We start from the raw sequence: 26,644 nt of genomic DNA, 5'->3' as shown, positions 1-26,644 counted from the left end.
GCGTATCGGACGGAGCCACCCGGGTCAGGGTGTGTCGACCCAGAATTGCAGTTCGCCCTCGCTGTTCAAGCCGCCTTCTTCGACGCCTCCATTGCGCCGCACGACGGCGATCGATGCGGCGTTGTCGGGCGCGACGGTCAACAGGGCCCGGTCGATGCCCAACGCGGCGCATCTCACCAACGCGGCCCCGAGCATCCGGGTCGCATGGCCCTGGTTCTGCCACGGGTACACGACGTGATAGCCGATGTGGCCGCCGCCCTCGTCGTCGGTGAGCTCGTGCCTGATGACGAGCGAGCCGATGTAGTACTCGCCCGAGGTGAACCAGAAGAGTTCGGACGGAACACCCCAGCGCTCGCGCACGCCCGTTCTCTCGGCCACGAAGGCATCGAAGTCGAGGCTCGCGGCACTCAACCACTGTGCGTCCGATCCCCGGTGTTTCATATCGGCCTGTTCGCCGACGAGATACGAGGTCTTCACGACGGCCGATGGCACGGTCAACGCGGGTGCTGCGGGCAACTGGATCATGCCGAGAAGCGTACAGAGCTACTGTGATTCGATGCAGCAGACCACCTACCTGACCATCAACGGCGTCGAGCTGTACAGCGAAGTGGATGGCGAGGGCGAGCCCGTGCTGCTGTTGCATGGCGGCTTCTGCTCCCTTGAATCATTGCGGGCCCAGTCGGATGCGCTCGTGCCTCGCTACGAGATGCACGCGTTCGAGCGCCCTGGCCACGGGCGGTCCGCCGACATCGGTGAGGAGTACAGCTACGAGCGCGGGCTCGCCGACGCGGTCGCGTACCTCGATGCGCAGGGGCTCGAGAGTGTTCATGTCGTCGGCTACAGCGACGGCGCGATCCTCGCCCTGCTGCTCGCACTCGAGCACCCAGAACGGGTGCGCTCGGTCGTGTCGATCAGCGGCAACCTCGATCCCTCGGCCTTCGATCGATCGGGCGAACACGAACGGTTGCTGCTGTCGCCCGAGGCGGCGCCGACGACCGGGCCCGGCGCATCCGAGGACCAGGCCGAGCCCGACCTCGAGCGCCAGCACTACGAGCGGCTCTCGCCCGACGGCCCGCAGCACGCCGACGTGGTGCTCGAGAAGCTGTTCCGCCTCTGGACTACCGCGCCGAATATCGACCCCGCCCGACTCGCGGGCATCGCGGCGCCGACGCTCATCGTGGCCGGCGACCGCGACTCGATCAGGCCCGACCACAGCCTGCTCATGGCCGCCTCGATCCCCAGCGCCCGCCTCTGCATCGTGCCCGGGGCATCCCACGGCCTGCTGGCCGAGCAGCCCGAGCTGATCAGCCGGGTGATCGGCGACTTTCTGCCTTAACGGCGACCCCCTCCTGCACCTGCTGACGGGCCCTCGGATCGCGGGCGATCTCGGCGATGTGCTCGGTTGCGGCCCAGGTAGAGAGAAGGCGCAGCGCGTCTTCGGATGGGCTTCCGGGGGCGGCGGTGTACACCGTGAGGGTGTGTCCGGGATCGTCTTCGAGTTCCATGACGTGATAGGTCAGCTCGAGTACGCCGACGACGGGGTGCTGGAACTGCTTGGCCCCCGAGTAGTGGCGACGTACGTCGTGTGCTCCCCAGAGAGTCCTGAACTCCTCGCTTCGCACCGAGAGTTCGCCGACGAGGTCGCTGAGCTCCTTGTCGAACGGGCTTCGACCGGCGTCGCGGCGGAGGATCTGCACATTGACATTCGCCGCTCTGTTCCAATCGGGATAGAGATCGCGCGCTCGGGGGTCGAGGAAGATGAACCGTGAGTGGTTCGCCGGGCGGGCGCTCGTTCGGAACATCTCCGAATACAGCGCGAAGCCGAGCTCGTTCGCCGCCACCAGATCCATGCGGTTGTTGCCCACGAAGGCCGGGGCGCCGGTGATCGAATCGAGGAGATGCTGCGTCGCCGGTCGAAGGCTGTGCGCCGGTGGCTTCGGCGCGCGGGGACGACTGCCGAGGTTCGCGGTGCGGGCGAGATCGTGCAGGTGCTCCCGTTCGGCATGATCCAGATCGAGAGCGCGCGCGACGGCATCGAGCACACTGTCTGAGACGCCCGTCAGATTGCCGCGCTCGACACGGGTGTAGTAGTCGACGCTCAGTCCGGCGAGCCGGGCGACCTCGTCGCGGCGCAGCCCGGGAACCCGTCGACGTCCTCCCGACGGTTCCACCCCGGCCTGCTCCGGGCTGATCCGCGCCCGGCGCGAGACCAGAAACTCGCGTACTTCACTGCGGTTGTCCATGGCTCCACGCTAGGTGTCTCGGCCAGTCGGGAGGGAGGTTCTGCCGCAACCCGTTTAGCCAGTACCCTCGCTACCTCCTCGGAAGGCGCGTTGACTGAAAACACCCCACCGAACCAGCAGACAGAGGAGATCGGGCCATGACCACATCACGATTCCGGGCGGCCGTGCTGGCCATCGTGACCGTGATGGGCGTTGCCGCATGCGCCTCCGATCCTCAGCCCCCATCGAACACTCCCTTCGAAGCAGGCCCGACCTCACCCCCACCCTCGACCGTCATGCCGACGGCCGCGCCCGCTGCCACCGAGAACCCGGAGCCCGACGTGCCCACTCAAACGGCCATCACCATCACTGTGAACGGCACACCGGTCGCCGGGGTGCTTCAGAACAACGCGGCATCGGCATCCCTGCTGGCGCAACTGCCGCTCGAGCTGTCGTTCGGCGACTACGGCGGACAGGAGAAGATCGCGGGCATCCCGATGCCGCTCGCTCTCGACGGTATGCCCTCGGGCGGCAGCGCCGAACCCGGAACCATCGGCTACTACGCGCCCGACCAGGCCCTCGTGCTCTACTACGACTCGGTCGGCTACTACGACGGCATCATCCCGCTCGGCACCTTCGACGATGTCGCAACCGTTCAGAACGCACCGGCCTTCGCCGGCACAGTCACCGCGGGCGGCGCCGAATGAGCGCGGTCACGGCGGGCACCCCGGTGACCGAGGCATCCGCCGAGAAGCGACTGCCCCTGCTGGCCCTAGTCTCGCTCGCGTTGATCGGTTTCATCCTGCTTGCGATGGAGACGATGCCGGCGGGCCTGCTCCCCGACATCGCATCGGGCATGGCGATCAGCGAGGGAATCGTGGGCCTGTTCGTGAGCGCCTACGCGCTCGGAACCGTCATCGTCACCGTTCCCGCCATCTCACTCACGCGTCGGTTCCGCCGCAAACCGCTGCTGCTGCTCAGCGTCGCCGGGCTGGTCGTCGCGAACGCCGTCACCGCGATCTCTCCCGACGTCGCTCTCTCGCTGGCCTCGCGCTTCGTGGCCGGCTCGTTCTCGGGCATCATCTGGGGGATGCTCGCGGCCTACGCCATTCGCATCAGCCCTCCGTCACGCTCCGGGCTCGCGCTGTCGATCATGTCGATCGGCGCTCCGCTCGGATTCGCGTTCGGAACGCCCCTCGGCGCCTTCATCGGGGGCCTCACCGACTGGCGCTGGTCATTCGCCGGCCTCAGCCTGCTGGGCCTGGTCGTGGGCGTCATCATTCTCGGCTGCGTGCCGGATGCTCCGGGGCTGCCCGCCGCCACACGGTTGCCGCTCCGCAGGGTCATCACCCTGCGCGGCGTGCCGATCGTGCTGATCGTGATCGTGGTGTGGATGCTCGCCCACAGCACGATCTACACCTACGTAGCCCCGTATCTGCGGGCGACGGGCACAGGCATCACACCCGACCTGATGCTGCTCGTCTACGGCGTCGCCTCCCTCGGCGGAGTCGCTCTCGTCGGCGTCTTCCTCGACCGCCACCCCCGCGCACTGCTGCACCTCTCGGCCGCGACGTTCGCCGCCGCCGGCGTCGTACTGCTCGTCGGTCACGCGTCGACGCCGGCGATCCTCGTCGCGGCGGCGCTCTGGGGCATCAGCTTCGGTGGCACCGCGCCGCAGCTGCAGAACGCCTTGACCCACGCGGGCGGCGACAACGCCGACATCGCCAACTCGTTCCTGCCCGTGGCATTCAACCTCGCCATCTTCGGTGCAGGCATCCTGGGAGCCCTGCTGTTGACGGTCAGTGACGGCCTGATTCTCCCGGCCGCCATGACCGTGCTCGGCGTTTTCGCGCTCGCGCTCACTCTCTATGGTCGCCGCAGCGCCTTCGCCGCTCGGCACTGATCACCTGTGACCCGCGTCACCGCATCACCCCCGCGCTCCCTTCGGAGTCATTTCGCTCTTGCCCCGCGGCGCTCAGTGTGATTGGGTGATGAAGCGCTTCATGAAGCGCTTCATTGCAGCTCAAGGAGGAACTGAATGACACAGAGAACGAGAATCTCGAGGATCGCGGCAGGGGCAGGGGCGGCGCTGATCGCCGTTTCGGCGCTGACAGGAGCGGCCCTGGCCCCTGACCAGCCTTGGCGGGATGCATCGCAGGCGCCGGAGTGGCGCGCGCAATCCCTCTTATCGGCCATGACGGCCGACGAGAAGGTGACGCTGATCCTCGCCACGAACGACGCCGACTTCGCGCCCCTGGCCTACCTCGGCATCCCCGAGATGAGGCGAGTGGATGCCTCGGGCGGGCTCCGGGGAGACACGGGCGTCACGGCTTTCCCGGCCCCGAACGCCCTCGGCGCCACGTTCGACACCGAGCTCGCATCCGAGTACGGGGCGGTTATCGGCGCGGAAGCCCACGACAAACGCTGGAACGTCGTGCTCGGCCCCACCGTCGACATCGATCGCAACGGCCTGTCAGGACGCGCCGCGGAGGGCTACGGCGAGGACACGCTCGTCAACGGCCGGATGGGCGCCGCCGTGTCGGCGGGCGTCGAGAGCGAAGGTGTCATCACGATGCTGAAGCACTTCGCCGCCTATGCCCAGGAGAGCGGGCCGCGCGAGACCCTCGGCGTCACAGTGCCGGAGCGCGCGCTCCGCGAGCTCTACTACCCGCCGTTCGAGACCGCAGTGGTCGATGGAGGAGCCGACTCCGTGATGTGCGCATATCCGCGCGTCAACGGAACGTACGCCTGCGAGAACCCGGACATGCTCTCTGCACTGAAGACCGATCTCGGGCTCGACGGTTATGTCGCCACAGACTTCGACCCCCGATCCGAGTGGATCTCGGGCATAAACGCGGGCGTCGACTCGCAATCGCTGTTCGCCAGGACAGACCGCACCCCGTTCACCGACGGCCGCATCTCGGCCGAGCGCGTCGACGACGCTGCCTACCGGATCCTGCTGGCACTCTTCGACTCCGGCGCTTTCGACGCGCCCCTGCCTGCCGCGGCAGCCGACGTCGTGACGAACGACGAGCACCTGGCGACCGCTGTCGAGACCGGCGAGGAGGCGACCGTCCTGCTCAAGAACTCAGGCGTCCTGCCCCTGAGCACCGAACCGTCGGTGGCCGTCATCGGCCCGGCCGGCGCGGATGCGATCACCGGGATCGAGGGGTCGTCGTACGTGAACCCGGGCGACTTCGTGACCCCTGCCGAGGCGATCACCGCCAAGGCCGGCGAGACCACGATCTCGCAGGGATCGCTTGGCGACGTCGCACTGCCCACGGCTCCTGCGAGCGCATTCGGAACAGGCCTCGATGCCGAGTACTTCGGCACTGGCGACCTCTCCGGCCCGGCGATCTCGACGGGCACCGTGCCGAACGTCGACTTCTCGGGCGCCCCGGTGCAGGGCCTGCCGTCGACGTGGTCTGCCCGCTTCTCGGGCACGATCACCCCCACGTCGACCGGGATCCTCCGCCTGTCGTCGCTGCTGTCGGGCAGTGCGAAGGTCACGGTGAACGGCGAGACCGTCTTCGACGGCACACGCTTCATCTGGGACTTCTTCTTCGCACGCCAGGAGTACACGCTGGGCGGAGTCGTCGAACTCGAAGCCGGAGTTCCTGCTGACATCGAGATCGAATACTCGACGACGGGCGGCGGTTTCTTCGGCCCCCGTCTGACACTCGGATGGCAGCCCGACAGCCTCATCCCCGCGGCCGTCGAGGCTGCACGCAACTCCGACGTGGCAGTCGTGTTCGCGAACGAGTTCACGGGAGAAGCCGTCGACAGGGTGGGGCTTTCGCTCCCCGGCGACCAGAACGCGCTCATCGAGGCGGTGGCCGCCGTGAACCCGAACACGATCGTGGTTCTGCACACACCGGGACCGGTGCTCATGCCGTGGCTCGACGACGTGGCCGCCGTGACCCAGGCCTGGTATCAAGGAGCCGCAGTGGGCGACAGTATCGCCAACGTGCTCTATGGCGATGCAGACCCGGGGGGCCGCCTGCCGATGACCTTCCCCGCTTCGACCGATCAGGGCCCGGCACTCGTGCGTGACAGCAATGACGTCACCTACGACGAAGGCATCTACGTCGGATACAAGTGGTACGACCAGAACGATGAGACACCGCTCTTCCCGTTCGGCTACGGGGAGTCGTACACCGACTTCGCCTACTCCGATCTCTCGACGACGCCGCTGGTGATCCCGGCCTCGCCCGTCGACGGCCCATCGACGGCCGCCTCGATAGCGACGACTCCTGCGACAGCGTCGGTGACCGTCACGAACACGGGAGACCGCTCGGGGTCCGACGTTGTGCAGTTCTACACCGGAGCGTTGCCGACGGACTCCGTCGACACCGTCGATCGAGCGCTGGCCGGATTCGCCAAGGTCGACCTCGAGCCGGGCGAATCCCGGCGGGTCACCGTCGAACTCGACAACCGTGTGCTGTCGTACTGGGACACTGACGCGGACCGCTGGGCCACGCCGACCGGCGCGGTTCCGCTCGTCGCCGCGCGATCCGCGGTCGATGACCAACTGTCCTCGACGGTGACAGTGGCGGTCGCGCCGACCTCGGTCGACCCGGGCGAGACGCAGGGCACCGACCCCGCAGGCGCCCAGCCCGGCGCATCCGGTTCGGACACACTCGCGGCCACAGGAAACAGCACGGCGACGACGTTCGGGCTGGTGGCCGGCGTGCTTCTGCTGATGGGGGCAGGACTCGCAGCGGTCCGCCGTCGGCGGTCGCGCAACGCGATCGCCGTCCGCGACTAGCAGCACCGCACCACGTCGGGGCCGTCGCGTCGCATCGGATACTCCGATCGGCGCGGCGGCCCCGACGCTAGTGTGGAGAAAAGTCCTCGCGCAGTAGGAGCAGAGCAGTGGTGAACATGGCATCGGTCCCGACAGCCAGTGGCAAGAACGGCTCCGTGACGATGCTCGACGTCGCACACCATGCCGGCGTCGCGATCGGCACGGTCTCCAATGTGCTCAACCGGCCCGACGGGGTGACGCCGTCCATTCGCGATCGCGTCCTCGCCTCCATCGACGAGCTCGGCTTCGTGCGCAACCGGGCCGCCAGCAAGCTCGCCGCCGGGGTCAGCAACACCGTAGGCGTCGTTCTCGCCGACCTGGCCAACTCCTACTTCACCGACATGGTGAGGGGCGCCGAGCAGTCGGCATCGAAAGCCGGCAAGTTCGTGGTGATCGGCAATTCCGATATCGACATCGCGAAGCAGCGGTCGTACCTCACCTTCTTCGACGAGGAGCAGGTCTCGGGAATCCTCGTCGCCCCCCTCGGCGGGGTCATTCCTCCGGAGGACGGCCACATCGCCAGGCAACGCCCCCTCGTCATCCTCGATGCCGCCCGCCAGACGCACGCCCACTGCGCGGTCAGCACGAACAACGTGGCCGCCGGCCGCATCGCCGCGGAGCACCTGCTCGGCCTCGGACGGCGGAGGCTGGTCTTCGCGGGCGGGCCGATAGCTCGATCACGTGCGCTGGCAGATCGCCTGCAGGGCGCTCAGGATGCGGTGGCCGACGTCGAGGGGGCCACCCTCGAACACATGTCGACCGACGAGGTGCAGGTTCACGACGGACGCCGGGTCGGCGCCTTGCTTGCCCATCGCGACGCGGATGCCCTCCCCGACGGGATCGTCGCGGCCGCCGATCTGCTGGCGCTGGGCATCGTTCAGGCCCTCACCTCGTCATCGTCGTATCGCTTCCCCGACGACATCGCACTCGTCGCCTGCGACGACAACCGCTCGGCCTATGACAGCATCGTGCCCATCTCGACCGTGGATCTGCCCGGCCAGAAGATGGGATCGACAGGCATGCGCCTGCTGCTCGAAGAACTCGCCGACAGCGCCGAGCACGAGCACCAGCACATCACTCTCGATCCCACCCTCACGGCTCGCGAGAGCACGATCGGCCGCTAGGCATCCTCGTAGTCGTCGGGGCTCCACGAGTCGTGCCATTCGATCACGGGCGTGTCTCCGTCGAAGCGAAGAGGCAGCCACACGTAATCCGCGATCGATGTGTCGACATGGGCGAACTCCTCCATGGGCTCGTCACTGTCGCGACCCGGGGCGAAGTGCGCCTCGAACTCCTGGAATGCGCGGGCACCGTCGTCGAGGTAGCCCGGCAGCCACCGGTCGCCCAGGGCGATGTACAGGTCGCGTTTCCCCGGATGCTTGAAGATCGACGAGAGCTGGGAGTGGAACGACGTGCGCGACGCATCCGTCGGATGCGGGTCGCCGAGCACCGTGTACGGCCCGTGATAGCTGGCGGCGACCGCCGACTCCGACGGGTTCGGGTAGTACCCCGTCGTGCCCGAGGTGATCAGGTAGTGCTTGCGATCGCGGGCGAAGTAGGCCGGCGCCTCGCGCACATACGGCGGCTGCGGCTGCGGAAAATGTGTGGAGTAGTACCCGGTCACGTTCGTGTAGTCGTCTGTCAGATCGGCGACGATCAGCTCCGAGTGCACGCGCTCGAAGTAGTAGTACGCCTTGCCGTCGTGCGGGTCGACGACGAGGTCGAAGTCGCCGGCGCTCATGCCCAGTGGTCGCAACCACTTCGTGACGGTCGTATAGGGCCCGAGCACGTCATCCGCGACGAGCACAGTCGATCGTTGGATCGACCCCTTGCTCATCACCTTCAGCCAGCAGACGTATTTTCGGGTGTGAGGGTTATAGATGATGTGCGGGCGATCCATCCCTGCTGACGGATACAGCGGCGATTCCTCGTCGTCGGGCTCCGGCGGAATGATCAGTCCGCGGTCGGTCCAGTTGACCAGGTCTGTCGACGAGTAGCAGCGCACTCCCCAGTGCCAGATGCCGCTGCCGGGTGTGGACTTCTCTTTGTTCTCGCCGTACCAGTAGTACGTGCCGTCTACGGCGATGATCGATCCGCCGTGCGCCTGGATGCGGTTGCCGTCGGTGTCGTTCCACACTCGGCCGGGGTAGATGAGGTTCTGCTGGTCGGTCATGTCGTCTTTCTGAGTTCGAGGGTACGGATGTCTGAATGCAGCTCGTGCGCACCGGCGCCGACGGTCAGGCGGTCGGCTCGGCCGGGCAATTCGACTTCGGCGGTCACGCCGAAGGGAACTCGGGCGGTGAGCTCGAAGCGCTCCCCGTGGAGTCGCCAGGACACGTCGATCGGGCCGTACGGGCTGTCGAAGCGGGTCGAGGCCGCGTGCACGGTGCCTCCCGGCCTGGGCGCGATGCGTATACGTCGGTACCCGGGCTCGATGGGCGCCAGACCGGCCACTGTCCGGTGCATGAAGTCGACCACGGCACCCAGCGCGTAGTGATTGAACGACGTCATATCGCCCGGATTGACCCTGCCGTCGGGGAGCATGCTGTCCCAGCGTTCCCAGATCGTCGTCGCGCCCATGGTGATCGGGTACAGCCAAGACGGGCATTCCGTCTGCTGCAGAAGCGCATACGCGGACTCGACATGGCCCGTGTCGGCAAGCGCCCCGCAGATGATCGGGGTGCCGACGAAGCCCGTCGGTATTCGGAAGTCGCCCTCGGCCACGAGTTCCGCGAGGCGGGCACCGGCGTCCGAGCGCTGGGTGGCGTTCTCGAAGAGGTCGAAGTCCAGTGCCAGGGCGAGCGACGTGGGCGACTCGCCCACCATCCGGCCCGACGACAGGATCCACTCCTGGCGGAAAGCGCCGAGCGTACGGTCGGCGAGACCCGCGTACCGGGCCTGCGTCGTCACATCACCGAGCATCCCTGCAACATCGGCCACGATGCGGGCGGAGCGCACGAGGTACGCGGTGGTGACGAGATACCGGTCGGTTCGGGCGGCTCCGGGGTCCTCCGGCGGCGCGATCGGGTCGAGCCAGTCGCCGAGCGCGAAGCCCGTGCGGATCGCTCCGTCGTCGTCTGCGCGCGCCGCGAGGTGGTCGACCCAGCCCTGCATGCTCGCGAACTGCTGCGCGAGTATCCCTCGGTCGCCCAGTTGCTCCCACATGGTCCACGGCACGATCGCAGCGGCATCTCCCCATACGGCCGATGAGGCCTCGGGGAATCCGCAGGGAACCCATGGCACGAAGTTGGGCACGGCGCCGTCGGCATGCTGCTCATCGCCCACGTCGCGAAGCCAGGTGTCGAGCACGCCCGCGCTGCGGTAGAGGTACGACGCGGCCGGCGCGAAGACCTGGATGTCGCCGGTCCAGCCCATGCGCTCGTCGCGTTGCGGGCAGTCGGTGGGCAGGTCGACGAAGTTGTCGCGCATGCTCCAGACGGTGTTGTCATGCAGCTTCTGCAGCATCGGGTCGTCGACGGTGAACCAGCCGGTGCGTTCCATGTCGGTGTGCACGACGACCGCCCGGACCGCCCCCGGCGCCACCGTCCTCTCCGGCCACCCCTCGAGCTCCGCATAACGGAAGCCGTGGATCGTGAACCGGGGCTGCCAGGACTCTTCGCCCGTACCGCCGAAGACATAGCTGTCGACGCTCGTCGCACGACGGAGCGGGCGCACCGCGAGTTCGTCATCCTCGAGGGCCTCTGCGTGGTGCAGACGGAGGGTGTGGCCGGCTTCGGCCTCGGCATGCACAGACAGCCTGCCCGAGATGTTCTGACCGAAGTCGAGGCGGATCCGCCCGTTCCGCCTGTACTCGATCGATACGGGAAGCAGCTCCTCGACCTGCCGAACGGGTTCGGCGACAGCGTGTTCGATGCGGGCCGTCACCGTTGCGAGCCCACGCAGCTCCGGGCGCGCCCAGCTCGAGTCGTCGCATCCGGCACGTGACCAATCGGGGTCGAGCCGCCGGGCGTCGTACTCTTCGCCCTCGTAGAGGCCCGCAGCCGTGGTCGGGCCTGCGGATGCCCGCCACGAGTCGGACAGGTCGACGAGACGGTGGACGCCGTCGCTGCCTGTCAGTTCGAGCTGGGCGACCACACCGATGTGCGGACCGTACAGATCCCAGACGCCACCGTCGAAGCCGATGTTTCCGCGGAACCAGCCGTCGGCGAGCTCGATGCCGATGGCGTTCGCACCGGTCTGCAGCAGCGCGGTCACATCGTAGGCCTGTGCCCGAAGGCGGTGGTCGTAGCTCGTCCAGCCCGGTGCCAGTTCGTCGTCGCCGACGCGGGCGCCGTTGATCTCCGAACGATAGATGCCCTGGGCTGTCATGTAGAGCCGGGCGCGCACGGGCGCGACCTCGACCTCGAATTCGGCCCGCAGCATCCACGCCGGCCGCGGCCCCGTGCGGGGTGCGGATGCCGAGGGCACGACGAATGGGACCGTCCAGTCCTCACGGCGCAGGAGTCCCGTCTCGAGGCGGAGCGAGTCGCTCCAGTCCCCGACCGTGCCGCCATGCAGGCCCACGCGCGCTCGAACGTCGACGATCTCCCGCGAGGCAAGGGGCGCGAACGGCCAGTCGACGAGAACCTGCTCCGCCCCCACCACACGCGCCGTACTCACGAGCCCGTCGACCGTGGTCTTCTCGAACTCCGTCCAGAGCAGGGAGCTTTCCGACGCGGAATCCACCCACCACGACAGCCGCGGCGTGGCGGTTCCGAGGCCCGAGGCCTCGCGGCGGTGCTCCGCGCGCAGCCGTGTCACTCGGGCGCTCATCCCTTCACCGATCCAGCCGTCAGGCCCTTCATGACCTTCTGGTTGAGGAAGAGGTAGAGCACGAGGGTTCCGACGACGTTCACGGCGATGCCGGCGAACATCGGGCCGTAGTCGACCGCGCCATACTGGCCGGTGAAGTTGAGCAGGCCTGCCTGAATCGTGCGCAGGTCCTGGCTGTTGGTGAACGTCAGCGCGATCAACAGGTCGTTCCAGATGAAGAAGAACTGCACCAGGGCGACCGTGAAGAGGGCATTGCGCACGAGCGGTATCCCGACCGACCAGAAGATGCGGTAGATGTTCGCGCCGTCGAGGGTGGCGGCCTCGAAGATCTCGCGCGGCACCGCCCTGAAGAAGGTGGCCATCATGAACACCGTCAGGGGCAGGCCCGTCGCGGTGTAGGTGATGATCAGCGGCCAGAGAGTACCGGTGAGGTGCAGGTTGAAGTAGATGGTGAAGAGCGGCAGCAGGATCATCTGCAGCGGGATCATCACACCCGCGAGGAAGACGAGAAGAACGGCACCCCTGCCCTTCCAGACCATGACCTCGAGTGCGAAACCTGCAGCAGTGCCGAGGAGCAGGATGAGGAACATCGAGGGAAAGACAGCGATGACGCTGTTGAGGATGTACTTGCCGAGACCGCCTCCCACGAACGCTTCGACGTAGTTGTCGAAGCTCCAGCTGCGGGGCAGCGACCAGAAGGGTTCGCTGAGGAACTCGTCCTGCTGCTTGAACGACCCGAGCAGCAGCCAGACCAACGGATACGCCACGATGATGAGCAGGATGGCGACGCCGATGTACACAGGAAGGCGGCGCACAAAGGTGCGGAACCGACGGTGAAAGGGAGTGACGGCGAGAGTGGTCATTTTTCGTTCCTCGTGAGGTCACGGCGCGACGCGCGGAAGATGAAGATCGTCACCAGCAGGCACATCACCGTGAGCATCAGGGCGACCGTGCTGCCGTAGCCGTACTGGCCGAAACTGAAGGAGGTCTGGAACATGTACACGGTCAGTGGCGTCGTGGACGTGCCCGGGCCGCCGTTCGTCAGGGCCACGACCGAATCGAAGACCTTGAGAGTGCCGTTGATGCTGAAGATCGTTGCCGACAGCAGAACAGGAAGCGACAGCGGCAGGATGATGTGGCGTACAAGACGCCAGCCGGCAGCGCCGTCGATTCGGGCCGACTCGATGATGTCCTCGGGGATCTCGACGACTCCGGCATAGAGCAGAACCGCATAGAACCCCATCGAGCGCCAGAGATCCATCATGATGATGACCCAGAACGAGGCATCCGGTTGGCCGAACCAGTCGAAGGTGCTGAGGCCCACGAACTCCATGATGGAGTTGATCGGCCCCTCGGTCGGAGCAGCCTCGAAGAATCGGCGGAACAGGAGCGCCACGGCGACGGTCGGAAGGATGACGGGGAAGAAGACGAGGGTGCGAACCAGTGAGGATGCCTTCTTCAGGTAGAAGACGTAGAGCAGCGCGAGGGCGTATCCGACCACGACCTGGAGCACGGTGAGGATGAGTGCGTACCGGATGGTGAACCCGACGGCCTCGAGGGCGGTGGGGTCGTTGAAGAAGCGCACGAAGTTGTCGATGCCGACGAACTCGAAGCCGCTCACCGCGTTGCCCTCGTACACCGTGTAGACGAGCGACCACACGATCGGGATGAGCATGACAAGCGAGTACACGAGCAGTGCGGGGCCGAGAAGCACGAGTACGGCACGCGGGTTGCCGAGGAGTCTTTCCATGGGTGGTGCTGCCTTTTGTCCAAGATGCGAGGGTGGAGTCGACGGCGACTCCACCCTCGCTTCGGGTGAGTGAAGAGGGTTAGTTGTTCGCGTCCTGCACGAGCTTCATGAACGCCTCTCCGGTGAGCGTGCCCGATGCGAGCCCGCCGCCGTTCTTCTGGCTGACAGACGTCGCCTCAGGGGTGAACGCGGCCTCGAACCAGAGCACACTGCTCGGAGCGTCGGCGATGATGTCCTGCACCTCCTGCGTGAGGGCCGGCTGGTCGGCGGGCGGGTTGTTCACGACGAAGCCGGTGACCTGGCCGAACTCGTTCAGTGCCACGTCTCCATAGTTGGCGGTCACGCAGTCGAGCCACTGGGCGACGTCGTCGTCGTAGCCCTTCTCGGTGAACATGACCGGGATGCCCACGTTGGCGGGAACCTGGTCGATGCTGCCCGCGCCGCCCTCGACGGCCGGGAACGGAGCGAAGCCGATGTTGTCGACCCCGATCTTGTTCTGCTCCGGGTCGTTGAAGGCAGCGAGCGCCCAGCTGCCCATGTAGAAGAAGGCTCCGCCGCCGGTGAGGAACTGATTGAGCGCGGTGTTGTAGTCGATCGATCCCGCGGCCGGTCCGAAGTAGCCCTCGGTTCCGAGCTCCGCGACGGCGTCGGCTGCGGCCACGTACTCGGGGTCGGTGAGCGACGCGTCGCCATCGGCGACCTTCTGCAGGGCGTCCGGGCCCAGGTCACGCGCGATGTAGTCCCCTACGAGGCGGGTGATCGGCCAACCGTCCTTGCCCGCGGCGACGAACGGCTGCACGCCGTTCGCGTCGAGGGTGGCCGCGGCGTCGACGAGGTCGTCCCAGGTGACCGGAGCTTCGATGCCATTGTCGGCGAGAAGCTGTTTGTTGTACCAGAAGCCCTCGATGTTGAACTCGGTCGGCAGCGCGTAGAGGTCGCCGCCCCCGTACAGCGCCTTGATCGTCGACTCGGCTGCCGGAAGAACGCGGCCCTCGAGCCCCTCCTTCTCGAACGTCTCCGAGAGGTTGAGCACCTTTCCGGAGTCGATGAACTCCTGCATGAGCGACGGCGTGCCGCCAGCCATGCTCATGTCGGAGAGCGCGTCCTGGCCGGCGAGCAGCTGCAGTTGCTGGTCCCAGGTCGTTCCGTCGATGGCATCCGCCTTCAGCGGGGCCGCCTTCTCGGCGGCCGCGCACTGGTCTTTCGCCAGGATGTCGAGGGTGCCCGAGATCGCCGTGTTCTGGGTCTGCCCGAGGTAGGTGAATTCCTTCGAGCTGGATGCGCCGCCGCCCGAGCAGCCGGTCAGGGCGATGACGCCCACTCCCACTGCAGCGACGATGGAAAGGTTCCGCCTGCGAGCCCTTCGTGCTGTGATCATGTTTCCTCCTTGAAACGAGCGCATGAAGCGCTTCATGTGATTGGCAGAAGACGCCGATGAAGCGCTTCATATGACGAGTGTGGGGTGTGAATGAGCGCATGTCAACTGCAGGTCGTTTGTCGATCGAGACGACAAATCGCCGATCAGCGCGAGCGCCTCAGCAGCCACACGAAGTAGGGCGCCCCGATCAGCGCGATCATGAGCCCGGCGGGAACCTGCGCCGGCGCGATGAGCGTGCGCCCGAGCAGGTCGGCGACGCACACGAGCACAGCACCGAGCACCACCGACACCGGTATCACCCGACTGTGCCGCGAACCGACGAGCGCACGGGCGAGGTGCGGCGCGACCAGGCCGACGAATCCGACAGCGCCGATCGCGACGACACTGACCGCCGCGAGCACCGCCGCGAGCGCGAGCACCCCGAGCCGCGTGCGCTCGAGCCGTACGCCGAGGATGCGCGGGGTGTCCTCGTCGATGGCGAGCAGGTCGAGCTGACGCCGCATGCCGAGCAGCAGCGGAATCGCGATGACGAGCGCCACGGCCACGGGCGCGACATCCGGCAAGGTGCGGCCGTAGGTCGTTCCAGACAACCAGGTCAGGATGCGCGGGGTGTTGTAGGGGTCGGCTCGAAGCAGCAGGAACGTCGTGAGTGCGCTGATTCCGTAGCCGCAGCCGATGCCGATCAGCACGAAGCGGTCGGGCAGCAGTCCGCCGCGCCAGGCGAGCGCCGTGATCAGGGCGAAGGTCGCGAGGCCGAGCACGACCGCCATCACGACGAGCAGGGGGCGGCTTCCACCCAGAGACGTGACCACGATCACCGCTCCGAGGCCGGCGCCGGCGGTGATGCCCAGGATGCCCGGCTCGGCGAGCGGGTTGCGCACGGTGCTCTGCACCACGCATCCGGCCAGCCCGAGGGCCGCACCGGCCAGAACCGCCGCGGCCACGCGCGGAAGCCGCTCATCCAGCGCCCGGCCCACGAGATCGGGGGCGACGCCCTGCAGCCAGAGGCCGATGTCGCCGGTGCGCAGCCACAGGCTGCCGGCGAGCAGGCCGACGACGACGGCGACCGCGAGCAGAACCGCGGCCACGACGAGCGCGACGATATAGCGGCGGTGCGAGCGCAGCCCGGCCCTGGCCTGCGGGGGCAGGCGGATCGGCCCGGAGTCGCGCAGACGGCGCGCGAGCACCACGATCACGACGGCTCCGAGCAGGGCGGTGGGCACGCCGGTCGGAATCGCCGCGGCGCCCTCGGCACCGAGGATCGCGCGGAGCGTCGCATCCGCCAGCAGAATCAGCAGCGCGCCGACGAGCCCGGTGGCGGGAATGAGAAAGAGGTGACGGTTCAGCACCCGGATGCGCGCGGCGAGCAGGCGGGCCAGCACCGGGGCGCCGAGGCCCACGAAAGCGATCGGGCCGGCCAACGTCACTGAGATCGCCGTGAGAAGTACCGCGCAGAGCACCGCGACGACGCGGGTCGACCGGATGGGCACACCCAGCGACGACGCGGCGTCATCGCCCAGGCCGAGCACGTCGAGGCGCCGCGAGAGCAGCAGCGCGGCCGCGAGCGCCACGATGATCACGGGGGCCGCCCGCACAGAGGCATCGATGTTGAGCTGCGCGAGCGAGCCGCTTCCCCAGGCGTAGAGGCCTGTGGTGTTCTCCTTGAAGAGAATGAGCAGCATGGCGGTCGCCGCATCGAGGGCCAGCGCGATGGCCGAGCCGGCGAGAATCAGCCGGGTGGTGCCGGTGCCGGCGGATGTTCCGGCGAGGCCGAGCACGACGGCTGCGGCGAGCAGGCCCCCGATGAAGGCGACTCCGCTCGAGGCCCACAGGGGAACGGAGAGGCCGAAGGCCGCGACCGCGGTGAGCGCGAAGTAGGAGCCGGCCGTGACCGCGAGGGTGTCGGGCGACGCGAGGGCATTGCGGCTGATCGCCTGCAACAGCACTCCGGCAACGCCGAGGGCGAAGCCCACCGCGACCCCGGCGAAGAGGCGCGGCAGGCGGGAGCCGGTCAGCACGTCGCCGACCGGCACACCGCCCACGGTCTCCTGTGCGCCGCCGAGCAGCCGCATGAGACCCCACATGTCGACGCCGGAGGTTCCCTGCGTGACATGCCAGAGCCCGACGACCACGACGGCGAGCAGCAGGGCGGCCAGTGTGGCCGCCCCGCTCGCCGCGCCGCGCAGGCCGACGGAGGGTCTCGCGCGCGCTACCCGGACGGCGGTGCTCAACCCTGCTGCGTGATGATGTCGACGTAGGCGTCGATGGCCTGCTGGTTCGACAGCGGGCCGCCGGCTCCCCAGACGCCCGACGGGAACGCGTGCGCGCGGCCCTCCGTGACGGCGGGCAGCGAGGTCCAGATCGGGCTCTTCTCGAACTCGGACACGTAGCCGTCTGCGCCCTCGTCGGCCGAGTAGAAGAGGTTCGCGTTGCCGACGGCGGTGAGGCCCTCGATGTCGGTCTGGCCGAGGCCGTAGGCCGGGTCGACTCCTCCGCTGCCGTAGGCCTCGTCGATCTCGTCGGTCCACGCCGACGTCAGGCCGAGCTGCTCGCCGAGAGCGGTGAAGAGGGCGCCCTGTCCGTAGGGGCGGATGACGACGTTGCCGCCCTCGACCCAGCCGTCGAAGAAGAGGAAGTCGGTGGTCGGCAGGGCGACGGACGAGACCTCGGTCTTGGCGTCGGCGAGGTGCGCGTCGAACTCGTCGAGCACCTGCTCGGCGCGGTCTTCGCGCCCGGTGGCCTCGGCGATCATCGAGAACACGGTCTTCATGTTGCCGATCGGGTCGGCCCCGTCGGCTCCGATGGTGGCCAGCACGGGAACGCCGCGCTCCTCGAGCGTGCCGATCAGCTCGTCGTCGGCGCTGAACGCCTCGATGATGATCAGGTCGGGGTTCGTGGCGTACAGCGCGTCGAGGTCAGGCTCGCCTCGCGTGCCCAGGTCGACGACGCCCTCGGGCAGCGTCTCGGCGCTCACGTAGGTGGCGTACCCGGCCGAGTCGGAGACCGCGACGGGCGCGACGCACAGGGTGAGGGCATCCTCGATCTGCTGCCATTCGAGAACGGCGATGCGCTCGGCGGGCTTGTCGAGCTCGACTGTGCGGCCGACGCCGTCGGTCAGCGAGACCGGGCCGGTCGACGTGGTCGTGGTGTCGGATGCGCAGGCGTCGGAGGTGGCTTCGGCAACGGGTGCGCCGCTGTCGTCGACGGTGGTCGTGCCGCAGCCGGTGAGGGCGAGGGCGGCGATGGCGAGCGTTGCGGCTGCTGTCGCGATGGAACGGGGGCGGATCATGAATGGTCCTCTCGGGTGGGGGTCGGGGCTGGGTAGGAGGTGCGCGCCGCATGGCGGCCGACGGGATCGATGCGCAGCCGGTTCGTGCGTTCGTCGAGCGTGACCTCGACGGCGATCTCGTAGACCTCGCTGATGTTCTGCGTGGTCAGCACCTCGCGCGGGTCGCCTGCGGCGTGGATGCGCCCGGCCGACAGGAGCAGGAGGGTGTCGGCGATGCGGGCCGCGTGATCGAGGTCGTGCAGCACGACGCCCACGGACACTCCGTGGTCGTCGACGAGGTCTCGCACGAGGTCGAGGGTCTCGATCTGATAGCGCAGGTCGAGATGGTTGGTGGGTTCGTCGAGAAGCACGACGCCGGTCTCCTGCGCGATGCAGGCCGCGAGCCAGACGCGCTGCACCTCACCACCGGAGAGCTCGCCGACCGGGCGGTCCTTCATGTCGAGCACGCCCGTGGCCCGCAGTGCGCGGTCGATGGCCGTGCGGTCGGCGGGCGAGAGCCCGGCGAATCCGCGGCGATACGGATGGCGGCCGAAGGCCACGACCTCGGCTACCGAGAGCCCCTGCGGCGCGGGCCGCGACTGCGAGAAGAGGGTCACTTCGCGAGCGAACTGGCGGGCGCTCAGCATCGAGACGGCACGTTCCGGATGCCCGTCGCGGGCTCCCAGGGTCACGTCGCCCTCGCCGACCGGATGCAGCCGGGCGAGCGAGCGCAGGAGTGTCGACTTGCCGCTTCCGTTCGGCCCGACGAGCGCGGTCACGCGACCCGGTTCGAGCGTCATGGATACCCCGTCGATCACCGCGTCGTTGCCGTAGCGCAGCACCAGTTGCTCGCCGCTGAGGGCGCGTGTGGTGGGCATGAAGAACCAATGCGGTGTGGAGTGGAATGAGTCGAAGTTAGGAACGCCTAACCTCACCAACCCTAACCTTTTTGGCCGACATCTGTCGCCTGTGCCCCCATCGAGTAGCCGCGCGACCTACCCCTACCGCGCCGATCGAGTAGCCGCGCGACGAAGGAGCCGGCGTATCGAGATCACCGACGCGCGACTACCCTCCGAGGTATGAAGTACGACGTGAAGAAGGACCACCCCGCCCTCTACTCCCCCTCGTCGAAGACGTTCAGCGACGTGGTCGTACCGCCCCTGAAGTACCTCGCCGTCGAGGGCGCCGGCGACCCGAACACGGCTCCCGCCTACGCGGCCGCCATCGAGGCGCTGTTCTCCACCTCGTACACGCTGAAGTTCGCAAGCAAGGCCCGGGGCCGCGACTACGTGGTCGCCCCGCTCGAGGCCCTCTGGACCGCCGACGATCCGAGCGCGTTCGTTTCGCGCGACAAGACCTCATGGCAGTGGACCGCGCTGATCAACCAGCCCGAGTGGATCACCGACGACGACGTGGCCGCCGCCATCGAGGCCTCGGCGGTCAAGAAGCCCAACCCGGCCCTGTCGCTGACGCGACTGATCACGCTCGACGAGGGGCGCAGCATCCAGATTCTGCACGTCGGGTCGTACGACGAGGAGGGCCCGACCCTGGCGCGACTGCACGACGAGTACATGCCGCAGAACGGGCTGACGTTCGCCGGGCTGCACCACGAGATCTACCTGAACGACGCCCGTCGAACCAGGCCCGAGAAGCTCAAGACGGTGCTGCGCCAGCCGGTGCGCGCGGCGCTCCCGTGAGCATCCGCGCCGGCTTGGCTCATCGGCGCCCGGCCGTCCGGCAGCCGATGCGCCGACGGGGTGCGGATGGGTTCCGCCCAGCTAGCCGACCAGCTCCACGCCGAAGTCGGCGACGACGGCCCGCACCTCGGAGAGGTAGCGCTGCCCCTGTTCCGTCAGAGGGATCGCGGAGTGGCCGATCCAGCCGATCTCGATCTGTTCGTCGACGTCGAGCGGCACGGCGACGATCTCCGGGTCGAGGTCGTCGCTGATGATGCCTGTCGAGATCGTGTAGCCGTTGAGTCCGATCATGAGATTGAAGATCGTCGCACGGTCAGACACTCGGATCTCCCGCTTGCTCGATAGCGTCGACAGGATCTCCTCGGCGAAGTAGAAGGAGTTGTTGTTGCCCTGGTCGAAGGTCAGCCGCGGCAGGTCGGCGAGATCGGCGAGGGTCGCGCGGCGCTTCTTGGCAAGGGGATTCTTGCGAGAGATGAAGATGTGCGGCTCGGCGAGGAAGAGCGGACGGAAGATCAACCCGGAATCCCGCAGAAGTTTGTCGATGACGTTGCGGTTGAAGTCGTTGCGATACAGGATGCCCAGCTCGCTGCGGAGCGTGCGCACGTCTTCGATGATGTCCCAGGTGCGCGTCTCGCGCAGGGAGAACTCGTATTCAGACGCCTCGGTGCCCCTGACCATGCGCACGAACGCGTCGACCGCGAACGAGTAGTGCTGGGTCGACACACCGAGCAGCCGCCGAAGGGGCGGCCGACCGAGGTAGCGCTGTTCGAGGAGCGCGACCTGCTCGACCACCTGGCGGGCGTAGCCGAGGAACTCCGCACCATCGGTGGTGAGCGAGACACCGCGGGCGGAACGGAGGAGCAGCGAGCGGCCCACCCTGGTCTCGAGATCTTTCATCGCCGCCGACATGGTCGGCTGGGCTACGAACAGGATCTCGGCCGCCGCAGTGATCGACCCCTCTGCGGCGACCTCGATGAAGTAGTAGAGCTGTTGGAGGGTGACGCCGCTTGTTTGTCGAGCCATAGGGAGAGCCTATAGGGCAGCATAAAACTCTTGAATTACCCGATAGCCCGTTCACGCGTGCACGATGAACACAACGACTTCCACACGGCCGACCAGGCCGATCACCCCCACTGGATTGGCCACTCATGGCGAACGAGTTCACGTTCAGCATCTCCACCGCGCCCTTCGACGAGGACTACACGCCGTCGGAGGAATCCCGGGCCACGACCAACTTCGCCAATCTGGCCCGAGGCGAGCACCGCCAGCAGAACCTGCGCAACGCTCTGACGATGATCAACCGCCGATTCAACGACCTCGCGCACTGGGACAACCCCACGGCAGACCGCTACATCGTCGAGCTCGAGATCGTGACTGTCGAGTTGCAGTTCACCGACGGAGGCGAGTTCCGGGAGTTCCCGCTGCTCGAGGTGCTCGACATCCACGTGAACGACCAACAGACCGGCGTTCGTCACCAGGGCATCGTCGGCAACAACTTCTCGTCGTACCTGCGCGACTTCGACTTCAGCGTGCTCCTGCCTGCGGCCAACGAGGGCGCCACGGAGTTCACCCTGCCCGACGAGTTCGGCACCCTGCACGGCAAGCTGTTCCAGCACTTTCTCGACTCGGCCGCCTATCAGGAGCGCTTCCCCAAGCCGCCCGTCATCTGCATCAGCGTCTCGACCAGCAAGACCTACCGCCGGCTCGAGAATCACCACCCGATCCTCGGCGTCGAGTACCAGCAGAACGACTACTCGCTGACCGACGACTACTTCGGTCGCATGGGACTGACGGTTCGCTACTTCATGCCGCCGGGCAGCGTGGCGCCGCTCGCGTTCTACTTCCGCGGCGACCTGCTCAACGACTACTCGGCTCTACAGCTGATCGGCACGATCAGCACGATGGAGACGTTCCAGAAGATCTATCGACCCGAGATCTACAACGCGAACTCCTCCGCGGCGAGCATCTACAGGCCGACGCTCGATCAGCAGGACTACTCCCGCACCGAGATCGACTACGACCGCGAGGAGCGCAGTCGTCTCGCGGTCACGCAGGGCAGGTTCACCGAAGAGCACTTCGTGAAGCCGCACGGACGCGTGCTGCAGCACTGGGCCGCCAACTACCCCGCACCCGCCCGATGACCCACGACGAATCGACGACCATGAACACTCTCCTCCCCACGACGATCGCCGGCAGCCTCCCCAAGCCGTCCTGGCTCGCTGAGCCGGAGACCCTCTGGTCTCCCTGGACATTGCAGGGCGACCGCCTGGTCGAGGGCAAACAAGATGCGCTGAACGTCGCACTCCACGAGCAGCTCCGGCGCGGCATCGACATCGTCAGCGACGGCGAGCAGACCCGCCAGCACTTCGTGACGACGTTCATCGAACACCTGAGTGGCGTCGACTTCTCCCAGCGCGAGACGGTGAGGATCCGCGACCGTTACGACGCCAGCGTGCCCACCGTCGTCGGGGCGGTGAGCCGCGAGAAGCCGGTGTTCGTCGACGATGCCCGCTTCCTCCGCCAGCAGACCGATCAGCCGATCAAGTGGGCTCTTCCCGGCCCGATGACCATGATCGACACCCTCTACGACCGCCACTACAGGAGCCGAGAGAAGCTGGCGTGGGAGTTCGCGACGATCCTCAACGAGGAGGCGAAAGAACTCGAGGCGGCAGGAGTCGACATCATCCAATTCGACGAGCCCGCCTTCAACGTCTTCCACGACGAGGTTCAGGACTGGGGTGTGGCCACGCTGGAGAGAGCAGCCGAGGGACTGCGCGTACAGACGGCCGTGCACATCTGTTACGGCTACGGCATCAAGGCGAACAACGACTGGAAAGCGACCCTCGGCGCCGAATGGCGACAGTACGAGAAGTCGTTTCCGCTGCTGCAGCAGTCGTCGATCGACATCGTCTCGCTGGAATGCCAGCACTCCCACGTGCCGATGGACCTCATCGAGCTCATCCGCGGCAAGAAGGTCATGCTCGGAGCGATCGACGTGGCGAGCTCGGAGGTCGAAACCCCCGAAGAGGTCGCCGACACCCTGCGCAAGGCTCTCGCGTTCGTCGATGCGGACAAGCTCATTCCCAGCACGAACTGCGGAATGGCACCGCTGGCGAGGGACGTGGCTCTGGGCAAGATGAGTGCGCTGGCGGCGGGCGCCGACATCCTCCGCGCAGAGCTCACCTCAAGCTAGGGGCGCGACGCGTATCCGCGCTTGTTCGGCTCATCCGCGCCCGGTCGTCCGGCAGCGGATGCACCGAAAGGGCGCGGATACTTGACTACTTCGTGCCGTTGAACTCCGCATCCGTGATGTGCTCTAGCCACGTCGTCGTGGTTACCGGGTCGTCGCCGGCCTCGAGCATCGCGATGTGCTCCATGAACGTGTCGCCCGATGACGCGTGGAAGTGCTCCTCACCCGGCGGCGTGTAGATCGTCTGCCCGGGGTGCACCTCATGGATGTTCCCCGCGCGGTCGCCGAAGCGTGCGATTCCCTGGGTCACGCGCAGGTACTGTCCGCGGGCATGCGAATGCCACGCCGTTCGCGCACCGGGGGCGAACTTCACGATCGCCACGGTCATCCGCTGGTCGTCGGTGTGCGGTGCTGCGACGACGTCGAGCCACACGTCTCCGGCGAACTGCTCGGGCGGATTCTTGACGCTGGGCTTCTGGGGTTCGATCTGCATGTCGGCGACGCTACGCCGGCCGGATGCGGGGCGGGAGGGTCTGCCATTACCCGTTTCACCAGACCCTCCCGCGCACGAGACAACGAGGAGTTGACTGTATTCGGGCCCGACGCCGGGCCTCCCCCAGACCCCGATCAGAAGGAGCCCCATGAAGGCCACATTCATGTACGGAGCGGGCGACGTTCGCATCGAGACCGTCGCAGATCCCGTCATCCAGCAGCCGACCGACGCCATCGTTCGCGTGGTCAGAGCCTGCATCTGCGGATCGGACCTGCACCCCTATCACTCCATGCCCGCCTCCGAGCGCGGCCAGTCGATGGGCCACGAGATGATCGGCATCGTCGAGGAGCTCGGCTCGGCCGTCGCACTCGTCAAGGTCGGCGACTTCGTCGTGGCGCCCTTCGCCTTCCAGGACAACACCTGCGCATTCTGCCGCGACGGCGTGCAGACCTCGTGCGTGCACGGCGGTTTCTACGCCACCGCCGAGACCGCCGGACTGCAGGCCGAGCTGGCCCGGGTTCCGCAGGCCGACGGCAGCCTCGTGAAGGTTGCAGGGGCGGATGCGTCGACCGCCGACGAGGCCCTGCTTGCCTCGCTCCTCTCCCTCTCCGATGTCTACCTCACCGGATACCACGCCGCACACATGGGCCGTGTCGAGGCGGGCAAGACCGTGACCGTGATCGGCGACGGGGCCGTCGGGCTCTCGGCCGTTCTCGCCTCACGGCAGCTGGGCGCCGAGCGCATCATCCTCATGGGCCGGCACACCTCGCGCACCGACCTCGGCATCGAGTTCGGAGCCACCGACGTCGTCGCCGAGCGCGGCGAAGAGGGCATCGCGAAGGTCATGCAGCTGACGAACGGCGAGGGCAGCCACATCGTGCTCGAGGCCGTCGGTCACATGCCCGCCTACGAGCAGGCGTACGGAATCGTGCGCCCCGGTGGCATCATCTCGCGCGTCGGCGTTCCGCAGTACGAGGAGGCGCCCGTGGGCTTCGGCTCGCTGTTCGGCAAGAACGCCACGCTCACCGGCGGCCCCGCCCCCGTTCGCGCCTACCTCGAGCCCGCCATCCAACAGGTTCTGAACGGCGAGATCGACCCGGGCCGCGTCTTCGACCGCCGGGTGGCGATCGACGAGGTGCCCGCCGGCTACGCCGCGATGGATGCCCGTGAGGCGCTCAAAGTCATGGTGACGTTCTGATGGCAACCATTTCGCGCAAGGAGTGACGTCACGCACCCTGCTCACCTCGCGAGTTGCCACGTAGCGCCACCCGCGCGTCGGGTGTTGCCGGTTCGGTTAACCCGAAGTGGCAGCACCCGACGTACGCTGACGACGGATAGGTCAGAAGAACGAAGCTCGTCACGTGCCGACAGAGCTAGACGCTAGGAGCCGCGCATCACCGACGACAAGCGTTTCCGATGCCGTTCGTTCCGACGTCTTCCAGTGTTATCCACACGGAGGACAAGGACCTCCCGAGAACTCATCCGAAGGGATGAATTGTGGCGTCGACAGCCGACGCGTCCGTCGCATCCTGCGTCGCCGCCCACGAGGCCAGCAGCGTGAGGCGCTCGGCGGTGGGCGAGCCCGCCGGGGCCGTGTAGACGTTCATGACCAGGCCGGGTTCGCTGGGCAGCTCCATCGACTCGAAGTTGAGGTCGAGGTCGCCGACGATCGGGTGGTGCAGGCGCTTCACTCCGCTGCGGTGGTACATGACGTCGCGCGACGCCCAGCGCTGCCGGAACAGCTCGCTCTGCGTCGACAGTTCGCCGATCAGTCGGATGAGCGCCTCGTCGTGCGGGGCGCGCCCCGCCTCGAGGCGCAGCATCGCGGCGGCGTCGAAGGTGATCTTGTCGTAGTCGCGCCAGAACTCCTTCGCCGCCGGGTTCAGGTAGGTGAAGCGCGTGGTGTTCACCGGCCGATGCGGGTCGTCGAACACCGGCGCGTAGAGCGCGCGGCCCATGCGGTTGGCGGCCAGGATGTCGTGACGTCCGTTGCGGACCCAGGCCGGGGCATCCGCCATCGCGTCGAGCACCTGCCGCACGGCGGGTCGCACCTCGGCCGGCACCGCGCGGGGCTTGCGCGACGGTCCGGCATTGCGGGCCAGGTCGAAGAGGTGGTCGCGCTCGGCGTCGTCGAGTTGCAGGGTGCGGGCCAGCGAGTCGAGAACGCTTTCGGATGCGCCGGCGAGATTTCCGCGCTCGAGGCGCACGTAGTAGTCGACCGAGACCCCGGTGAGCATGGCGACCTCTTCGCGGCGTAGTCCGCTGACCCGACGGTTGCCTCCGTAGACGGGGAGGCCGGCCTGCTCGGGCGTGATGCGCGCGCGACGCGAGCTGAGGAACTCGCGCACTTCGTCTCGGGCGTCGGTCATGACTCCACGCTAACCCCGCTGCGCCGCGCTGCGGGAGGCACTGCGAGTACCCGCCTCACGCGCCGCGTCGCAGCTTCGCCTCGTTCCCTGAGCCTGTCGAAGGGAGGGCCAAGCGATGTTGCGCCGGAATGGGCGGAGTTCCGTTCAACCGGCGACGTATGCGGCTCGGATGCTCTGTTCTCCGCCCATTCCACGTCAAACGGGAGGAGATCTGGCACATCGACGCGCTATGTGCGTCGGATGCGCGTGGTTCCTCCCTTTTGGCGCCGGTCGCCTGGCCGCGAGCGGCCTACGCAATCAGCCCAAGCCCGCCTCAGCTGAACGTGCCGAGCTGCTGGTCGATCGGAACCGACCTCTCCGACACGACGTCGCCCGTATGCGCGGTCGTCACCGTCTCGATGAGCACGATCTCGACCTCCTCCTCGGCCACGGGGTTGTGCCGCACTCCGCGCGGAACGACGTAGAACTGCCCCGGGTCGAGCACGACCTCCTCGTCGCCCTCCAATTGGATGCGAAGCCGCCCCGAGACCACGAGAAACATCTCGTCCTCCTGGTCGTGCGCGTGCCACATCAGCTCGCCGAGCAGCTTCGCCACTTTGATGTACTGGTCGTTCACGCGCCCGATGACCCGCGGAGTCCAGTGCTTCTCGACCTGCTGCAGTTCGGCGGCGACATCGATCCCGAGAATGTTCGTCAT

Annotated in this window: 23 protein-coding genes; 9 read left to right on the top strand and 14 right to left on the bottom strand. The window is 67.3% G+C overall.

The genetic code is table 11. The annotated features are described in order from the left end of the window. Positions 1–24: 24 nt before the first annotated feature. Positions 25–525: a GNAT family N-acetyltransferase gene (locus tag ASF51_RS17940; RefSeq protein WP_055933245.1), complete on the bottom strand. Its 501-nt coding sequence runs from the start codon at positions 523–525 to the stop codon at positions 25–27. Positions 526–556: 31 nt separating this feature from the next. On the opposite strand from ASF51_RS17940, the gene ASF51_RS17935 reads away from it, so the two are divergent. After that, entirely contained in the window at positions 557–1,336 is a 780-nt protein-coding gene (locus ASF51_RS17935) for an alpha/beta fold hydrolase (protein ID WP_055933243.1), read from the top strand. Here the strand turns inward: ASF51_RS17935 and ASF51_RS17930 are convergent. After that, a complete protein-coding gene (locus ASF51_RS17930; protein ID WP_055933240.1) occupies positions 1,305–2,243 on the bottom strand; it encodes a helix-turn-helix transcriptional regulator in 939 nt (312 codons plus the stop codon). The two genes, ASF51_RS17935 and ASF51_RS17930, sit on opposite strands and share 32 nt — an antisense overlap. Before the next feature lie 137 nt (positions 2,244–2,380). Here ASF51_RS17930 and ASF51_RS17925 point away from each other — a divergent pair, with 137 nt between their 5' ends. From ASF51_RS17925 to ASF51_RS17905, 4 genes are all read left to right on the top strand, one after another. Further along, positions 2,381–2,929, top strand: a complete 549-nt coding sequence (locus ASF51_RS17925) for a cyclophilin-like fold protein (protein ID WP_055933237.1) — start codon at positions 2,381–2,383, stop codon at positions 2,927–2,929. Continuing rightward, positions 2,926–4,125 carry an MFS transporter gene (locus ASF51_RS17920; protein ID WP_055933234.1) on the top strand — a complete coding sequence of 400 codons (1,200 nt, stop codon included), beginning with the start codon at positions 2,926–2,928 and terminating at the stop codon, positions 4,123–4,125. Before ASF51_RS17925 ends, ASF51_RS17920 begins: the two co-directional genes overlap by 4 nt. 135 nt (positions 4,126–4,260) lie before the next feature. Beyond that, positions 4,261–6,990 carry a glycoside hydrolase family 3 C-terminal domain-containing protein gene (locus ASF51_RS17910; protein WP_082480572.1) on the top strand — a complete coding sequence of 910 codons (2,730 nt, stop codon included), beginning with the start codon at positions 4,261–4,263 and terminating at the stop codon, positions 6,988–6,990. A 116-nt stretch (positions 6,991–7,106) separates the two neighbouring features. After that, complete coding sequence (locus ASF51_RS17905) at positions 7,107–8,153, top strand: LacI family DNA-binding transcriptional regulator (RefSeq protein ID WP_157412220.1); 1,047 nt, start codon at positions 7,107–7,109, stop codon at positions 8,151–8,153. Here ASF51_RS17905 and ASF51_RS17900 read toward each other — a convergent pair. The 8 genes from ASF51_RS17900 to ASF51_RS17865 form a co-directional block, all read right to left on the bottom strand. Beyond that, positions 8,150–9,202, bottom strand: coding sequence for a family 43 glycosylhydrolase (locus ASF51_RS17900; protein WP_055933222.1), 1,053 nt, complete (start codon positions 9,200–9,202; stop codon positions 8,150–8,152). The two genes, ASF51_RS17905 and ASF51_RS17900, sit on opposite strands and share 4 nt — an antisense overlap. Then, the gene (locus ASF51_RS17895; protein WP_055933219.1) at positions 9,199–11,802 is read right to left on the bottom strand and encodes a family 78 glycoside hydrolase catalytic domain; all 2,604 of its coding nucleotides are present in this window, start codon (positions 11,800–11,802) and stop codon (positions 9,199–9,201) included. Before ASF51_RS17895 ends, ASF51_RS17900 begins: the two co-directional genes overlap by 4 nt. Beyond that, positions 11,799–12,665, bottom strand: a complete 867-nt coding sequence (locus tag ASF51_RS17890) for a carbohydrate ABC transporter permease (protein ID WP_055933216.1) — start codon at positions 12,663–12,665, stop codon at positions 11,799–11,801. The genes ASF51_RS17895 and ASF51_RS17890 overlap by 4 nt, the downstream gene beginning before the upstream one ends. Beyond that, positions 12,662–13,552, bottom strand: coding sequence for a carbohydrate ABC transporter permease (locus ASF51_RS17885; protein WP_055933213.1), 891 nt, complete (start codon positions 13,550–13,552; stop codon positions 12,662–12,664). The genes ASF51_RS17890 and ASF51_RS17885 overlap by 4 nt, the downstream gene beginning before the upstream one ends. 79 nt (positions 13,553–13,631) lie before the next feature. Then, on the bottom strand, positions 13,632–14,930 hold the full coding sequence (locus ASF51_RS17880) for an ABC transporter substrate-binding protein (RefSeq protein WP_055933620.1): 1,299 nt from the start codon (positions 14,928–14,930) through the stop codon (positions 13,632–13,634). Positions 14,931–15,073: 143 nt separating this feature from the next. Further along, entirely contained in the window at positions 15,074–17,161 is a 2,088-nt protein-coding gene (locus ASF51_RS17875; RefSeq protein WP_055933210.1) for an iron ABC transporter permease, read from the bottom strand. Further along, positions 17,158–18,219: an iron-siderophore ABC transporter substrate-binding protein gene (locus tag ASF51_RS17870; protein ID WP_055933208.1), complete on the bottom strand. Its 1,062-nt coding sequence runs from the start codon at positions 18,217–18,219 to the stop codon at positions 17,158–17,160. Before ASF51_RS17870 ends, ASF51_RS17875 begins: the two co-directional genes overlap by 4 nt. Then, complete coding sequence (locus tag ASF51_RS17865) at positions 18,216–19,076, bottom strand: ABC transporter ATP-binding protein (RefSeq protein ID WP_055933206.1); 861 nt, start codon at positions 19,074–19,076, stop codon at positions 18,216–18,218. Before ASF51_RS17865 ends, ASF51_RS17870 begins: the two co-directional genes overlap by 4 nt. Positions 19,077–19,277: 201 nt before the next feature. Between ASF51_RS17865 and ASF51_RS17860 the strand changes: the two genes are divergently transcribed. Beyond that, positions 19,278–19,895, top strand: a complete 618-nt coding sequence (locus ASF51_RS17860; RefSeq protein WP_055933203.1) for a GyrI-like domain-containing protein — start codon at positions 19,278–19,280, stop codon at positions 19,893–19,895. 81 nt (positions 19,896–19,976) lie between these two features. Here ASF51_RS17860 and ASF51_RS17855 read toward each other — a convergent pair whose 3' ends face one another. Next, positions 19,977–20,918 (bottom strand): LysR family transcriptional regulator, encoded by a 942-nt coding sequence (locus ASF51_RS17855; RefSeq protein ID WP_055933200.1) that lies wholly within the window; start codon positions 20,916–20,918, stop codon positions 19,977–19,979. 125 nt (positions 20,919–21,043) lie between these two features. On the opposite strand from ASF51_RS17855, the gene ASF51_RS17850 reads away from it, so the two are divergent. Further along, the gene (locus ASF51_RS17850; RefSeq protein WP_055933197.1) at positions 21,044–22,036 is read left to right on the top strand and encodes a putative oxygenase MesX; all 993 of its coding nucleotides are present in this window, start codon (positions 21,044–21,046) and stop codon (positions 22,034–22,036) included. 20 nt (positions 22,037–22,056) lie between these two features. Next, positions 22,057–23,088, top strand: coding sequence for a methionine synthase (locus ASF51_RS17845; protein ID WP_055933195.1), 1,032 nt, complete (start codon positions 22,057–22,059; stop codon positions 23,086–23,088). 85 nt (positions 23,089–23,173) lie between these two features. Here the strand turns inward: ASF51_RS17845 and ASF51_RS17840 are convergent, their stop codons facing one another. Then, positions 23,174–23,578 (bottom strand): cupin domain-containing protein, encoded by a 405-nt coding sequence (locus ASF51_RS17840; protein WP_055933192.1) that lies wholly within the window; start codon positions 23,576–23,578, stop codon positions 23,174–23,176. A gap of 148 nt (positions 23,579–23,726) precedes the next feature. Here ASF51_RS17840 and ASF51_RS17835 point away from each other — a divergent pair, with 148 nt between their 5' ends. After that, a complete protein-coding gene (locus ASF51_RS17835; RefSeq protein ID WP_200926161.1) occupies positions 23,727–24,776 on the top strand; it encodes an alcohol dehydrogenase catalytic domain-containing protein in 1,050 nt (349 codons plus the stop codon). A gap of 280 nt (positions 24,777–25,056) precedes the next feature. Here ASF51_RS17835 and ASF51_RS17830 read toward each other — a convergent pair whose 3' ends face one another. Both ASF51_RS17830 and ASF51_RS17825 read right to left on the bottom strand, forming a co-directional pair. Next, entirely contained in the window at positions 25,057–25,947 is an 891-nt protein-coding gene (locus ASF51_RS17830; protein ID WP_055933190.1) for a helix-turn-helix transcriptional regulator, read from the bottom strand. Between the two features lie 313 nt (positions 25,948–26,260). Further along, positions 26,261–26,644, bottom strand: coding sequence for a cupin domain-containing protein (locus tag ASF51_RS17825; protein WP_055933187.1), 384 nt, complete (start codon positions 26,642–26,644; stop codon positions 26,261–26,263).

It is taken from the genome of Agreia sp. Leaf283 (assembly GCF_001422485.1).
GTDB lineage: Bacteria > Actinomycetota > Actinomycetes > Actinomycetales > Microbacteriaceae > Agreia.
This window is presented reverse-complemented; position numbering and strand designations above follow the sequence as displayed.